General features: G+C 42.6%; 11 protein-coding genes. 7 read left to right on the forward strand and 4 right to left on the reverse strand.

What is annotated here, in order from left to right; all coding sequences use genetic code 11:
• The first annotated feature begins 57 nt into the window (after positions 1 to 57).
• Both PBAT_RS15065 and PBAT_RS15070 read left to right on the forward strand, forming a co-directional pair.
• Positions 58 to 603, forward strand: coding sequence for a 50S ribosomal protein L25 (locus PBAT_RS15065; protein ID WP_068650792.1), 546 nt, complete (start codon positions 58 to 60; stop codon positions 601 to 603).
• Between the two features lie 145 nt (positions 604 to 748).
• A complete protein-coding gene (locus tag PBAT_RS15070; RefSeq protein WP_068650793.1) occupies positions 749 to 1579 on the forward strand; it encodes a protein-glutamine gamma-glutamyltransferase in 831 nt (276 codons plus the stop codon).
• 108 nt (positions 1580 to 1687) lie between these two features.
• On the opposite strand, the gene PBAT_RS15075 is transcribed toward PBAT_RS15070, so the two are convergent.
• The 4 genes from PBAT_RS15075 to PBAT_RS15090 form a co-directional block, all read right to left on the reverse strand.
• A complete protein-coding gene (locus PBAT_RS15075; RefSeq protein WP_068650794.1) occupies positions 1688 to 2542 on the reverse strand; it encodes an SDR family oxidoreductase in 855 nt (284 codons plus the stop codon).
• A 210-nt stretch (positions 2543 to 2752) separates the two neighbouring features.
• Positions 2753 to 3589: a hypothetical protein gene (locus PBAT_RS15080; protein ID WP_169810125.1), complete on the reverse strand. Its 837-nt coding sequence runs from the start codon at positions 3587 to 3589 to the stop codon at positions 2753 to 2755.
• Between the two features lie 357 nt (positions 3590 to 3946).
• Entirely contained in the window at positions 3947 to 6889 is a 2943-nt protein-coding gene (locus PBAT_RS15085; protein WP_068650796.1) for a DEAD/DEAH box helicase, read from the reverse strand.
• The gene (locus PBAT_RS15090; RefSeq protein ID WP_068650797.1) at positions 6886 to 8535 is read right to left on the reverse strand and encodes an SWIM zinc finger family protein; all 1650 of its coding nucleotides are present in this window, start codon (positions 8533 to 8535) and stop codon (positions 6886 to 6888) included. The genes PBAT_RS15085 and PBAT_RS15090 overlap by 4 nt, the downstream gene beginning before the upstream one ends.
• A gap of 264 nt (positions 8536 to 8799) precedes the next feature.
• On the opposite strand from PBAT_RS15090, the gene PBAT_RS15095 reads away from it, so the two are divergent.
• The 5 genes from PBAT_RS15095 to PBAT_RS15110 all read left to right on the forward strand — a co-directional run bounded on the left by PBAT_RS15095 (position 8800) and on the right by PBAT_RS15110 (position 13777).
• The gene (locus PBAT_RS15095; protein ID WP_068650798.1) at positions 8800 to 10167 is read left to right on the forward strand and encodes a hypothetical protein; all 1368 of its coding nucleotides are present in this window, start codon (positions 8800 to 8802) and stop codon (positions 10165 to 10167) included.
• A 1-nt stretch (position 10168) separates the two neighbouring features.
• Complete coding sequence (locus PBAT_RS26240; RefSeq protein WP_276326579.1) at positions 10169 to 10294, forward strand: hypothetical protein; 126 nt, start codon at positions 10169 to 10171, stop codon at positions 10292 to 10294.
• Positions 10295 to 10557: 263 nt separating this feature from the next.
• On the forward strand, positions 10558 to 11910 hold the full coding sequence (locus tag PBAT_RS15100) for an extracellular solute-binding protein (protein WP_068650799.1): 1353 nt from the start codon (positions 10558 to 10560) through the stop codon (positions 11908 to 11910).
• A gap of 77 nt (positions 11911 to 11987) precedes the next feature.
• The gene (locus PBAT_RS15105; RefSeq protein WP_068650800.1) at positions 11988 to 12878 is read left to right on the forward strand and encodes a carbohydrate ABC transporter permease; all 891 of its coding nucleotides are present in this window, start codon (positions 11988 to 11990) and stop codon (positions 12876 to 12878) included.
• 14 nt (positions 12879 to 12892) lie between these two features.
• Positions 12893 to 13777 carry a carbohydrate ABC transporter permease gene (locus PBAT_RS15110; protein ID WP_084403116.1) on the forward strand — a complete coding sequence of 295 codons (885 nt, stop codon included), beginning with the start codon at positions 12893 to 12895 and terminating at the stop codon, positions 13775 to 13777.
• The last annotated feature ends 53 nt before the right edge of the window (positions 13778 to 13830 follow it).

A 13830-nucleotide genomic window follows, 5' to 3' on the forward strand; every position in this document is an offset into this window, starting at 1 on the left:
ATCCAGCGACTAATCAACGAGCGCAAAGATCATATATTGAAGAGGAGAGAATAGATCATGACAACATTATTTCAAGCAGAAGAACGCAATCATCTGAATACATCTGGGCTTCGGAATTTACGTAAAGGAGGACGTCTACCTGGCGTTGTCTTTGGTAGAAACACGAAGAATGAAATGATTCATATTTCAACAATAGAATTTCAAAAATGGTTAAAGCGTGGTGCAGTTGGTTTTATTGAGTTACAGCTAGAAGGAAAAGAATCCTTATCTGTATTATTAGAGGAACTACAGCAGGATCCAATAACACGGGATTTGTTGCATGTTGATTTCCAACAGGTACAACCTAACGAGATCGTACGCACAAAGCTAGCGTTGAAGATTACAGGTACACCCATTGGTACAAAACAAGGTGGAGTCGTACAAATTCAGAGCGAGTACGTTGAAGTAGAAGCCTTGCCAAGACATTTGCCGAATGCAATAGAGTGTGACATTAGTGGTATGAATATCGGGGAATCACTGCTTGTAAGTGATTTGGATTTGCCAGCAGAAGTGACGGTCATTTCCGGCGGAAATGAGCTTCTCCTCTCTGTCGTTAAGCCTTAACAATCATAAATTAACTTAGAATACATTTAGAAGAATGCCGTAGCTGTGTTAATTTGCAGCTACGGCATTGTTTTGGTATGCACAAACATTCCATGCGACACGTACAATAACCTATATTGAACAATGATGAATAGGGGGAAGCGCGATGATCGTGATCACGGGTGTGGATATAGAGCAAATCAATACGTTACAGCTAACAGATGTAGAACGAGATATTGTGAATCAGAAGAAAAAAAGCGAAAGAGTGTACCGATATGTATCGCTTGAGGCGTTAGATTTTGAGTTGAAAATGAGAACAGCTACTATAGATGCAGGCAAAGCTTTAAAAGCTAGTGAGGCAAAGTTTGCTGTCTTCAAAAATTCACGATGCAATAACGAATTTTGGACTCGAACAGACAATGGAGGTTTCAGACTAAATAGTGGCATGAGGCCTTCGGTTGGAATCAATGATATTTTTAAAAATGGACAATTGTATGGTTTTGAATGTGCAACTGCTATGATCATTACTTTATATAAAGCAACACTCACCGTTTTGAAAAAGGATATATTTGATGTGTACTTTCAAGATTTGTACTTAAGGGATTGGAATTATGACAGTGACTTGCAGTTGAGAATGGTAGAACATAATAATGAAGTTTTCCCTGGAGATATTGTGTATTTCAAAAACCCAGACCATAATCCAGCAACGCCGGAGTGGCAGGGTGAGAATGCTGTTTATTTAGGGAATGGCTTATATTTTGGGCATGGTATGGGGATAAAACCAGCGGAGGGCAGCATAGCTTCTCTTAACAAAAGGAGAATCCCGGGGAGTACAACATCTGCGTACCTTACGGATGAAGTTGTTCACCCAGATTATGAATATTTACGTAAACTTTCAACAAGTCGCTATCGTCCACTAGGAAATCATCAACATCATATGGAAGATACCATCGTTGCTAGGATTGGAATGCATATGTATAGGGTTAACAGTAGATGATCAGCTTTTTCATAAGCTTGCATACCCTCTGTACCATAACTAATAAAAGGAGACCTTTAAAGGTCTCCTTTTATTAGTTAATGCCTAGATTAATTCTTAAGGACAGGGCTATTTACCCTTTCGTGTCTGCTCAGCAAGGGTGTCCCATTGCTCTTCCGTAATCTCAAGCAGGTCATTGAATTCTCCTGCGCCTTGAAGCCACTCTCCTCCGTCGATGGTAACGACTTCTCCATTGATATAGCCGGCATAGTCTGAGATCAAGTAAGCTGCCAAATGAGCAAGTTCTTCTTTATTACCCACACGGCGAAGGGGAATGCGATTGAGCATTTGCTGTTCGATTTCTGGTGTTGGCATAAGTCGGGATGTTGCGCCTTCTGTCGGAAAGGGGCCCGGTGCAATAGCTACTTGGCGTATCCCGTATCTCGCCCATTCTACTGCAAGGGAGCGAGTTAACGCTAATACGCCAGCCTTAGCCGCAGCGGAGGGTACAACAAAGGCCGAACCAGTGGAGGCATAAGTGGTTACGATATTTAGCATCGTACCCTGATGACCTTGGTTGATCCATCTTTTTCCCACTTCCAAAGTGGTGTAAAAGGATCCGTGCAATACGATATTTAAGACGGCATCTACCGCTCGGGGGGAGAGGCGTTCAGTTGGACTTATGAAATTGCCTGCAGCATTATTGACCAGACAATCGATTCGTCCGAATCGTTGTTCTACAGCCTCAACAAGGTCAAGAATTTGGACAGGATCCCGAACGTCGGTTACTTTGTAGAATACTTCTCCCCCATGAATACTTAGCTCTTCAGCTGCTGTTCTTAATGTATCTTCACGTCGACTAGCAATGGCTAGTTTTGCCCCAAGCTCGAGGAATTGTTCTCCCATGGCTCGTCCCAGTCCAGTAGCACCACCAGTGATAAGGACGACTTTGTCTTTCAGTAAATCTTTCGCAAAAGGTCCCATGATTCATTCTCCTTTGATTACCGAGGTTCCCACTTCACTAGATTATGCTGTTGTGATGGTGATGATGTTAGAAAAGATGGGATGCGTTTGAATGAACTGTACATTGAATACGCTTATTGCTGAAATATTAGAATTGGCATCCATTACATTAGTTAAAGCAGGCTACCATATGAAAGGTAGCCTGCTCATTGTGGAATCATTTTGATTATTTCATTCTTTTATATCTTTTGATTCCTTCAATTCCTTGTCCTTACCGCCAAACTTAATCCCGAGCTGGCCGTTATGACCGCCTACATGCCCCCCAATTCCTAAGTCAACCCCTTGGCCGCCACCTAACTGGCCCTTGGCATGAGCACCGATACCGTTATCACCCCCGAGCTTCGCACCGGTATTGAACCCGGCTCCTTGGCTGATGCCGAGGTGAACATTGGCATGAGCGCCGAGTCCACTCTCACCCCCGAGTTGTGCACCGGTATTAAGTCCGGCTCCTTGACTGATGCCTAGGTGACTGTTGGCATGCGCGTTAAGACCATGCTCACCCCCAAGTTGTGCTAGCGTACTGAACCCGGTTTCTTGGCCACCGCCAATCTGAGCTTTGGCATGGGCACCGAGACCGTACTCGCCGCCGAGTTGTGCACCGGTGTTAAATCCTGCGCCTTGGCCGCCGCCAATCTGACCATTAGCCTGAGCACCTAGTCCGTATTTACCGCCGAGTTGTGCTTCGGTACTGAACCCACCCCCTTGGCTGAGACCGAGATGACCGTCAGCTTGTGCATTAAGTACATGTTTACCACCGACCTGTCCACCCGTATTGAATTGAAGTCCTTGGTTGGTATTGAGGTCGGCTCCGCCATGCACGTTAATGCCATATTGATCTCCGAGGTGAGCACTTGCATGAGTGCCGATACTATTGAAGGTTACATGTCCGTCAGTGTTGAAGCCAACACCGTGTTTGCCGCCTAATTCGCCTCCAGTATCAAGGATAATGCCTTTTCCATCTCCTATAGAACCGTTGATATAACCATTCATACCCTGTTTTCTTCCCATTTGGCTGTCGGCTTGATGAATGTGCATTTCTTGTTGAGAAGAGGAGTGATGGTAGTAATGAGCGTAAGGGTAGGGTTGATCAGAACGGAAGGGATAGGAAGAGTAGTATGAATCAGCGGGTTGCTGGGAATCGGGGTTATAAGTATAAATGGGATTTCGATCTTGACTTTTCGGATATTCACTTCCATTGGTCATAGGTAAGCCTCCAGTATAGATTAGATGATATAGCCTATTCATTTAGGAATTGAAATGATACCTATTTCACGAGGGCGTTGAATATTGTCATATAACAAAAAGGACACCGAGGGTGTCCATAAAGTTGATTACAAGTCATTAACGCGTATGTTTAAATTGGGATCATCCGGTCCAATCACGTCTTAGCGAGAAGAGGTCTTGTAGTTCATCGGTTGATAGTTCGGTAATCCATCCTTCAGTGCTTGAGATAACATTATCGCTAAGTTGTTGTTTATTCGTAAGCATCTCATCAATACGTTCTTCCAATGTGCCCAGAGAGATGAACTTATGAACTTGTACATCCTTGGTCTGACCGATGCGATAGGCGCGGTCCGTTGCCTGATTCTCAACGGCCGGATTCCACCAGCGATCGAAGTGAAAGACATGGTTGGCGGCTGTAAGATTAAGCCCTACACCTCCTGCTTTAATCGAAAGAATGAAGACAGAAGGTTGCTCTTCAGGTGGTAATGTCTGAGATTGGAATTGATCAATCATACGATCACGTGCAGATTTAGATGTACTCCCATTTAAGTACAATACAGGCTCTTGAAGTTCTTGTTGTAGTACCTGCTGTAGCATATGTCCCATGCCAATATACTGTGTAAAGATAAGACACCGCTCTCCCTCTTCTCGTAGTTCCTTTACCATCGCGAGAAGACGTTCAAGCTTAGAGGACCTGCTGATCAAGGTTTCGTTCTCAAGGGTTCCGTCCTTACCATTAGAGATTTCCGGAAGGGGTTCTTTCGTCAAGAGCATCGGATGATCACAGAGTTGTTTAAGATGTGTAAGAGCGGCCAGAATAGCTCCTTTACGCTCAATACCTTCTAACTTCTGCATCCGTTCCATGAGATGAGTGACAGTATGATCATAAAGTGCACCCTGCTCCGTCGTGAGATGAATATATGTTTTCATCTCATTCTTGTCAGGTAGATCAAGTTGAATGGCAGGGTCTTTCTTCTTGCGACGAAGCATAAACGGCTTCACTAACTGTTGTAAATCCTTCGTTCGTTGTTCATTGTGGTCCTTCTCGATGGCATTGATAAATCGATTATTGAAGGCGCGTGAACTACCAAGATATCCTGGATTGATGAAGTCGTAAAGAGACCAGAGCTCGGATAGTCGATTCTCGATAGGCGTTCCGGTAAGCGCAATACGATGCTTCGCAGGGAAACTACGCACGGCTGTGGATTGCTTGGTCTGGGCATTCTTTATGTTCTGTGCTTCGTCTAAACAAATGGATGCCCATGTGAATTCTTTAAGCATATCCTGATCTAGCGTTGCAGTAGCATAGGATGTAAGAATGACATCTGCTTGTATCGCCTCTGCAAGAAATTCTTCACTGCTATACCGTTTGGTTCCATAATGGAGCATGACCCGCAAAGAAGGTGCAAAGCGGGTGATCTCTTTCTGCCAATTGCCTAGAACCGAGGTTGGGCAGATCAGGAGCGAAGGGAACCTGGCATCGGTATCTACCGTATTATCTTTAAGATGTAGTAAATAAGCGATGAACTGGACCGTTTTACCGAGCCCCATGTCATCGGCTAGACAGGCACCCAGTCCAAATTGTCTTAAGAAGGCAAGCCAAGCATACCCATCATGTTGATAAGAACGTAAGTTGGCTTGCAGACCCTCAGGCACGGCAAGTGTTGGCCAATCCGTCTGTTGTCTAAGCTGATTCATAATGGTCATGAGATGTTCATTAAGTTCAACTTCCAGTTGGATGCGTGCTGAAGTCTCAGGTTGTTCCGACGTCGGACGATCAGATTCACTTCCGTTGCCCAATAAATGTAGCTGGAGAATATCTTGAAAGGTGAGCCCTTGCATATTATCGACACCTGCCATAGCTTGACGAATTTGCGCCAACAAGGCTGGATCTAGCGGTATCCATTGTCCTCGGAATCGGACTAATCGTTCATTGCGAGCGACTAACTCAGCAAATTCAAGCTCTGTGAGTTGGGTCTCCCCAATGGCAATACGCCAATCGAAGTTAACTAACGAGTCAAGTCCGAATAGGGAGCCACCTGAGCTACCTTCACTAGAGCGGACTTTAGCTCGTAGTTTGGGCTTCTTGCGACTAGCGGCTTCCCACCAAGCAGGAAGAAGGACTTGCCAACCGGCTTCAAGCAGACGTTGACTATCTGTTGTTAAGAACTCCCAAGCGGTTGCATCCGTCAGTGGTTGCTTCAGCACATCTTCACCACTTTGTACTAATCGGTCACTAGGAAGACCTGCACGTAAGCGTTCAAGCCAACTAGCAGAGCGCTCTAGTACATGAGCCGACCATATATCGGGCCAAACACCAGATACCTGAGCGTCATCGGCAAGTCGAACAGGCGCTAGAACGGCTGGATCTAGCTTGTCTTGCAGAACGAGTTGAAGACGCCAAGACAGTTCGTTATCATCTGGCTCTAGCAATTGGAGAAGAGGTCGGAATGGGGCTGTATCTGCTTTCCAACCCATGGCAATTAACCAAGTCTGCTCATCTAAACCAGTAGTCGTCGTGCCGCCGCTCGTAAAGAGCAAGGGGAATTCTCTGCGTAAATCAGAAGCAGTCATTTCTGTTGCGTAGTAGCGTTGGAACACAGTACTTGAGAAGGCTGCACGTAACCCAGATGCTGCCTCAGTATCGATGCCTATCTGCTCTAAGAGTGATAGTCCTTGTGGCGTAAACGTTCCATTATCCCAGCTCCACGCTAGTTTGCCTGACTGGAATGCAGCAAAGCTTGGGATATATTTCTTCTCTTCTATAGAAGCAGCTAATATAGGAGCTAATTCAATCCACTGTGCTGCATCCTCAGCCCAAGTCCACTCGATATGCTTGAGAAGCTTATGTTCGGCAAAAAAGGGGATGACTTGCTCAGACGGCAGAACGACAAGTTCAATATCTTGAATGGTCTGAATCTCAAGTTCAGTACCATAGAAGGAATCTTCATGCCATGCAAACAAGCGGTGCTTCAAGTATTGACCGGATACATAATTATACGTATTGGTAGATCCATACATAAGGGCATCTCCATAAGCGCTTAAGCTGATGTGGAGAGTAATCTTCTCTGTATATTGGTTCATGGAATTAGCTTTCCTTTCCGAAGCTCCTCTTGGAGTGCGCGCAGTCGGCTATAACGGTTGCTAAATACGGTTATGAACTGTTCAAAGCGTGCTTCTTGCTTCATCTTTTTATATAACTTGGATAGACGCTTTAGTAATTTTACGGCTTGTTTATAGCTATCTCTATTTTTCTGAACAATATATCTTTCGACAGCCTGATGATAAAAGGGTAACATCAACTCGGGAGCATTTTTCTCAATGGGTTGAAATACACCAACACGATAATCTAGAGGTTCCCTACCCCTGCTTAACTGATAGTCCATCCATTGCTGCCACTTGTTATGTGCGAGTAATTTCTCTTCATAAATCTTCTCAGTATAAGGTAGCATACGGACAAGTGTAGCCCACATGGAGTCCTCAGCTTCAGGAAGATGTCGAATGGTCTCGTCCCAATACACCCAATAATCATGCAGGTTGTTGTTTCGATGGCTGCTAAGCAGTGGGCCAATTTCGTATAGCCAATGGCTCATTCGTGACCACTGTTCCGTACGTTGTAGAATCTTTAAAAAAGGAAGCACATGATCGGCATGTACAATGAAGGCAGCATCGGCGGCGTGTAACATGGCCCATGCCTGCTGATCTTCGGATAGATAGAAGTGCATCCAACTCTGAGCTAACATCCATGACAGTCGCGACAATGAAGTGCCAAGTTCATCTTTTGCTGATTGTAAATGTTGCAATTCCGTCAAGTATATCTCGGGATCTGTAAGATTAGGCTGAATCCAATGTAGCCAAATCTGGATATAGACATCTAAGAAATAATTGAGATTCTGCGGTTCTCTCAGCATATGTGTACGCAAGTGGGTTAAAGTCTCTGTAACATGTGGTAAACGTTCTAGTTCAGCCTTCAGAGGAAGTTCATTCTTTAGACTAAGAATCATCAATTCTTGGATATCGTCAGCAGCGACTTGTGTCTGAAAGCCCATATAGAAATTGGTCTGATGCCCTTGTTGTAATGGCTTCACCAGTTTTGTGAGTACAAATAGGTGCGCATGAAATCCAAACAGCTGCTCCATCACAGGGGATAGCTCAGGTTTTATCGTAAATATAGAAGCTAATGCACTTTGAGCATAGGGAGCATTAGGGATCTTCATCCCTAGTGGTGCAATACATTCTTCGTAGAGGTCATACCACTCCGAAATGGTTAACGTGGTCAGCTGACTTGCTTGCGCTTTTAATTTGGCAGAAGCTTCAGCCTTTTGTATATCCGCGTTCTGAACCGCTAAGCGACTCGAAGCAGCATGAGATGAAGGTTTCACCACTTGCTTAAACGTAGCTGCTGAGCTAGCATTCACGAGTGCATGAACGGACCGCTCTTGTAGGTTGGCATATTCAAGTAAAGTAGCAATCATATGCTTACAATTGGATGGAACAGGGCAATTGCAATGATTGTCAGAAAAGGATTCTAGATTGAGTCTAACGGAGTAGTACTCATTTCCTTCAACGACAGCTTCAATACGCCCATCCGCGGGCATCGTTACCTGATGGACAAACCCTTGTTTGAAATATTGGAATCCACGTTTTATCGTAAGATCATTGAAATGTTGTGCGACGTTCTGAATGAGCATATGCCATTGCATATCATCCATGGTATAGGGTAGTTTCATTATTTATAAGTCTCCTGAGAGAGTAGAGTATAGTTTAGAACTGATTCTAATACATCATATCATTTAATACGAAATAAATAAGATGGAAGGTGAAATCATATCTTTGTAATCTCAGTTGAGTGAATTACAATAAAGTAAAATGATGGACATATATTAATTATATGTAAGTTCGTTTATTGACCGCCGTATAAATTGCATATATAATCAAATGATACTAAATTATGGATTTTTTTCAATATGTGTTATATCATAGGGGTGATCTAGTTGAAGCCTAACATCACGATTCGCTCAGAAATAGAAGATTACATAAGAAGAAATGGTATGAACCTACAAGAATTATCACAAGCAGCGGGTATGAACAAAGGGATTCTAAGTGCGGTTATTAATCGGAATCCACCCAAGCCTATTGCAGTCAGACAATTAGATCTAATAACATCTGGGATGGCGCTTCCAGAGGGGGAATTATACGAGTTATATGTAGATGAATGTTTCATTACGAATCCTCCCAATTGGCGACGGTTAAGACCTTTCATTCAACGGTGTGCGGAGCTTGAGAAGTATGAGTGCATTGAGAGTATTCTGCATCGGCTTGCGGAAGATCTTTCATTCATTCCTGGATTATTTGAGACGGCAGAATTACTATATAATCAACGTTTGAAAAAAGCAGCGGTCCTATTGTACAAATGTGTAGCTGAAGGAGAAAGATTTCAACACTCCGAGAGGTTAGCTATTTGTCAGTTTAGATTATTTTCCCTTTCTATTGGAGAAGATCAGCAAGATAATCTTCGGGCAGCGGTTCGATTTGAGACTTATATAGATCGTCTTCCGGAAGATATTCAGTTGGATGCTCTATGTGAATTTATGAATGTCTACTTCTCTTTAGACAACTTGGACAAGGTCATAGAGATTTCAAAAAAATTAGTATTTAGAGCAGATTGCCAACATGCTATAAACAAGTTGAATGTAAAGCGAACGGAAAGAAGGACAAAATACCCTGTTTTGGTATATAAAGCATATGCGTATTTGATGAGAGCTGGAGCACTTGGTAGAAGGCAAGATTATAATGAGGCGTATAAATATACACTATTATATATCAACATGGATTGGTCAGAAGAACGAGAAAAAGATGTGAATACGTACATCGCTAATTTTCAGGCATGGGGTGAATCTAACTCAAACGTTCATAGAATGCGACAAGGCGAATGGAATCTGTTGCATAAATACGTAGATTATATGAGTGAGAATGAAGAGGAAGTGTTACAAGGGCTCTATACGCTTACCGAGATGGCGAATAGATCTGATGTCGATTTGGATCTGGATTGGGTGTTAACTCAATTTGAAGAGCAGATTTCCTCTTACGTCGAATTGAACTGGTTTCCTGATTATTACTCTAAACAATTTAGTTTGGATTATTGTATTAGGTTTCTCATTGAGTTAGCTGTTTATCATTTGCGGAGGCAACGGTATGACACCGGATTTGAATGGATCCTACATAGTTTGAATAAATCGATTATAGTAAAAAGTGATATAACGTTTATTAAATGTGTAAAGATATTCGAGGAATTTAGGCATGTTGCATCCGCAAATGCACAAATAGAGTATTCAAGAATAGTGAAAGAGGTGAAAACTTGAAATGAAAAAGCAAATGGTTGTTATGTTGATTGCACTTATTATCGTTATTGGATTACCTCAACCAGGAGGTCCGGTAGATGGGGGTCAGATTACTCCGCTTACTGGTGGTGGTACAGGCAGACTTTAGTATTTGCTTCTAAATTGTTCCGAATGCTAGAAAAGATATCTTTCAGAGCAGTACATAAATCGTTTAATTAAATCGCAAGACAGAATTACTCCGTGTAAACAGTTCAACAACTGTTTGCACGGTGTTTTTTTTTTGCATCTATAATAATAACCCCTCAAACCACCTAATCTGAAAAAACTAACCCTCTTTCCTAAATTTCGCACCTCCCCAAAGGAAAAAAATACCTTCATAATGAGCCTATACACTTAGAAGGGGTGAATAAAATGGCAAAGGCTTCAAAGATGTTAAGTTTTATTCTTGCATCGACGTTGGTATTTAGTTTAGCAGCGTGTGGAAATAGCACGAACGATAAAAAAGGCGATACTGCAAGCACCGAGGGTGCGAAGCCAACGGAGAAGGTGGCAGAAAAGGTTGTTGAGAAGGAAGTTAAGATTACTTTCCAGAACATCTACCCGGATACGACTGATCCTAAGAATCAACTGATGAAGAAGCTCGTAACACAATACCAAACAGAGCATCCTAACATCAAGATTGAACTTGATTCACTCAACACGGATCAACAGAAATTGAAGTTAAAGACTCAGGCTGCATCGAAAGAGGTTCCTGATATTACAATCGTGAACCCTGCAGCACAAATGAAACCTTTTGTAGAAGCCGGATTGTTTGCTCCATTGAATGATATGTTGGATCAAAATAGTTTAAAGGATACTTTCCAAGAAGGGCTATTAGATTGGTATAGCTTTGATAACAACACATATGCTCTTCCGGACGGTAATAACATCGCTGTCGTTTACTACAATAAAGAGCTTTTCGAAAAAGCTGGCGTACAAGTGCCAACAACGTTTGAAGAGATGCTTACAGTCGTTGGAACACTCAAAGAAAAAGGTATTACACCGATCGCTATTGGTGAAAAGGATTCGTGGACGGGTTCATTCTTGTTCATGAATATGTTGCTTCGGACAAATGGACCAGGATTCTTACAGGATGTTGTAGATCAGAAGAAGACATTCGATGATCCTGCGTTTAAAGAAGCAGTTGATTCATTCCAAAGTTTAGTTACAGCGGGAGCATTTCAAGAAGGGGCTACTTCCTTTGACTATAATGCTGGGGAAAACTTGTTCAAAACAGGGAAGGCAGCGATGTACTTCATGGGAACGTGGGCAACAGGCGGTATTGAAACATCTTCTGTGAATGGGAAAGTAGGCGTATTTAAATTCCCAACAATCGGTGGAAAAGGTGATCCGAATGAGTTCATGTTAGCACCGGGTAGTGCGTTCGCAATTTCTGCGAATAGTGAGCATTTGCAAGAGACAAAAGACTTCTTGAATTGGTTCATGTTGAACTTCCCGAAAGAAGCTTTTACAGCTAAGGGTGCTGTTGGGATTGGTCAGGTCGTAGATGGGGACTTTAAGGCGGCGGGTTATTCCGATATGGCGATGGAAGTACTCGGTCTGTTTAAAGAAGTGAAAGGCGGAGATTTGGCGTTTGATAACACCATGAATCCGGGGACAGCACAAGTGCATTTAAACAGTATTCAAAACCTGTTCGTGCAGAAGGTAGAAGCCGGTGCAGTGGCGAAAGAACACCAAGCGGCGTATGAAGCTAACAATAAATAGTTAAATCTATGTACATGAAGGGGACACTTGCTGTTCCCTTCATACTTATCTTAGTCGACAGAAGGAGGAGATAAGGTATGAACGTTCTTAAGGTCTCCCGCCTTACCATTACTGCGTTTGTGCTGCCGTGCTTGCTTATTTATTTCGGAATTGTATTTATTCCTATTATAGTATCGTTATATAGTGGCTTATTAGATTGGAATGGTATTGGTACATCGACTTTTGTAGGATTGGACAATTTTAAAAACCTGTTTTTTCATGATACTATCTTCTGGCCATCTGTACGGAGAACATTGATGTTTTCTGTTTTCTCAATGGCAGAGATTCCGATTGCGTTGTTCATAGCGATCTTACTAAGAAGATATATTCGTAAACCGAATTTTTTGGTTTCTAGTTACTTCTTACCTGTTATATTATCCGTTGTTATCATCGGTCAGTTATGGAAAACAATCTACAACCCTGCGTCTATGGGGGGGATGTTGAATCAAATTTTGATTGTCATTGGACTTGAGTCTTGGTCCAGATCTTGGTTAACTGAACCTGCGGTGGCGATGTACTCCTTATACTTCGTCGCATTGTGGCAGTACTTAGGCTATCATACGCTCATTCAGTTTACAGGGATTTCGAATGTACCCACTGAAGTATATGAAGCGGCTCGGATTGATGGGGCAGAAGGATTCAAAGCAGACCGCTACATTACGTTACCCATGATTATTCCGATATTTAAAATTTCTATTGTGTTGGCGTTTATCGGTTCACTACAAGCATTTGATATGGTCATGGTCATGACGGGCGGAGGACCTGCTAATGCTACGGATGTGATCTCCACACATATGTATAATATGTCGTTCAAGTCGATGCAGTATGGATATGGTAGCTCGATTGCTTCATTTCTGGTTGTTGTATGTCTAATTGCCACAGTCATTATTAATTATATTTTCAATAAATTAGAGAAACGATTCTCGTAAAGGGGGAAATCGATATGAATACGGCATCACCGGTTACGACTTTGCGGCATGTAAAGAACGTAACCAATCGCAGACGATTTTCTTATGCTAAGGGGATCGTTCTTCTCTTCTTATCGCTGCTCGTGGTGACGCAAGTCTACCCATTACTATGGTTAATTCTGTACTCCTTCAAAACAAATGAGGAGATTCTGTCTGGGAACTTCTTCGCACTACCGCAATCTCCGCAATGGAGCAATTATACCTCTGCATTTGCAGGTGGGGATTACCTTCGTTATTTATGGAACAGTTTCTTCGTTACAACGGTGACGATGACGTGTGTCATTATATTGAGCTCATTAGCTGCTTTTGCGATAAGTCGTTTCCGTTGGCGTTATGGTCAAGCGGTACTGTTACTCTTTCTGATCGGTATGATGATTCCAATGCAAGCGACATTATTGCCGTTAATGATTATCTTTAAGAATATGCATATCTTGAATACACATGCGTCTATTATCTTGCCTTATATCGCATTCTCCATGCCGATTGCTATATTTATTCTTAATGGGTTCATGAAGTCGATTCCAGGTGAGATTGAAGAGTCGGCAATCATGGATGGTGCGAGTATACTTCGGGTATATTGGAACATTATGTTACCGATTTCTGTTCCACCTATCATGACCGTATGTATCCTAACGTTTATTAACATATGGAACGAATACATTCTGGCATCGATATTCATTTCTGCTAATGACCTGAAGACACTACCTTTTGGGGTGAATAGCTTTGTAAGCCAATATTCCGTGAATTATGGAGCCATCGGGGCGTTCTTAGTGTTAGGTGCACTTCCTGTGATCATCATCTATTTCTTATTAGCAGACAAAATTACGCAGGGAATGGTAGCGGGCGCAGTAAAAGGTTAGTAATGATCAGTAAGCGGGTGATGTGATAAAATGGAATTAAATCGAGTAGAGGG

Origin of the sequence: Paenibacillus antarcticus (assembly GCF_001637225.1) — a bacterium.
Lineage (GTDB): Bacteria > Bacillota > Bacilli > Paenibacillales > Paenibacillaceae > Paenibacillus_AQ > Paenibacillus_AQ antarcticus.

What these genes read in the sequence shown, in the direction of transcription:
- PBAT_RS15070 (WP_068650793.1), top strand. Translation starts at nt 749, where the DNA reads ATGATCGTGATCACGGGTGTGGATATAGAGCAAATCAATACGTTACAG.
- PBAT_RS15105 (WP_068650800.1), top strand. Translation starts at nt 11,988, where the DNA reads ATGAACGTTCTTAAGGTCTCCCGCCTTACCATTACTGCGTTTGTGCTG.
- PBAT_RS26240 (WP_276326579.1), top strand. Translation starts at nt 10,169, where the DNA reads ATGAAAAAGCAAATGGTTGTTATGTTGATTGCACTTATTATCGTTATT.
- PBAT_RS15075 (WP_068650794.1), bottom strand. Translation starts at nt 2,542, where the DNA reads ATGGGACCTTTTGCGAAAGATTTACTGAAAGACAAAGTCGTCCTTATC.
- PBAT_RS15085 (WP_068650796.1), bottom strand. Translation starts at nt 6,889, where the DNA reads ATGAACCAATATACAGAGAAGATTACTCTCCACATCAGCTTAAGCGCT.
- PBAT_RS15065 (WP_068650792.1), top strand. Translation starts at nt 58, where the DNA reads ATGACAACATTATTTCAAGCAGAAGAACGCAATCATCTGAATACATCT.
- PBAT_RS15080 (WP_169810125.1), bottom strand. Translation starts at nt 3,589, where the DNA reads ATGGGAAGAAAACAGGGTATGAATGGTTATATCAACGGTTCTATAGGA.
- PBAT_RS15110 (WP_084403116.1), top strand. Translation starts at nt 12,893, where the DNA reads ATGAATACGGCATCACCGGTTACGACTTTGCGGCATGTAAAGAACGTA.
- PBAT_RS15090 (WP_068650797.1), bottom strand. Translation starts at nt 8,535, where the DNA reads ATGAAACTACCCTATACCATGGATGATATGCAATGGCATATGCTCATT.
- PBAT_RS15100 (WP_068650799.1), top strand. Translation starts at nt 10,558, where the DNA reads ATGGCAAAGGCTTCAAAGATGTTAAGTTTTATTCTTGCATCGACGTTG.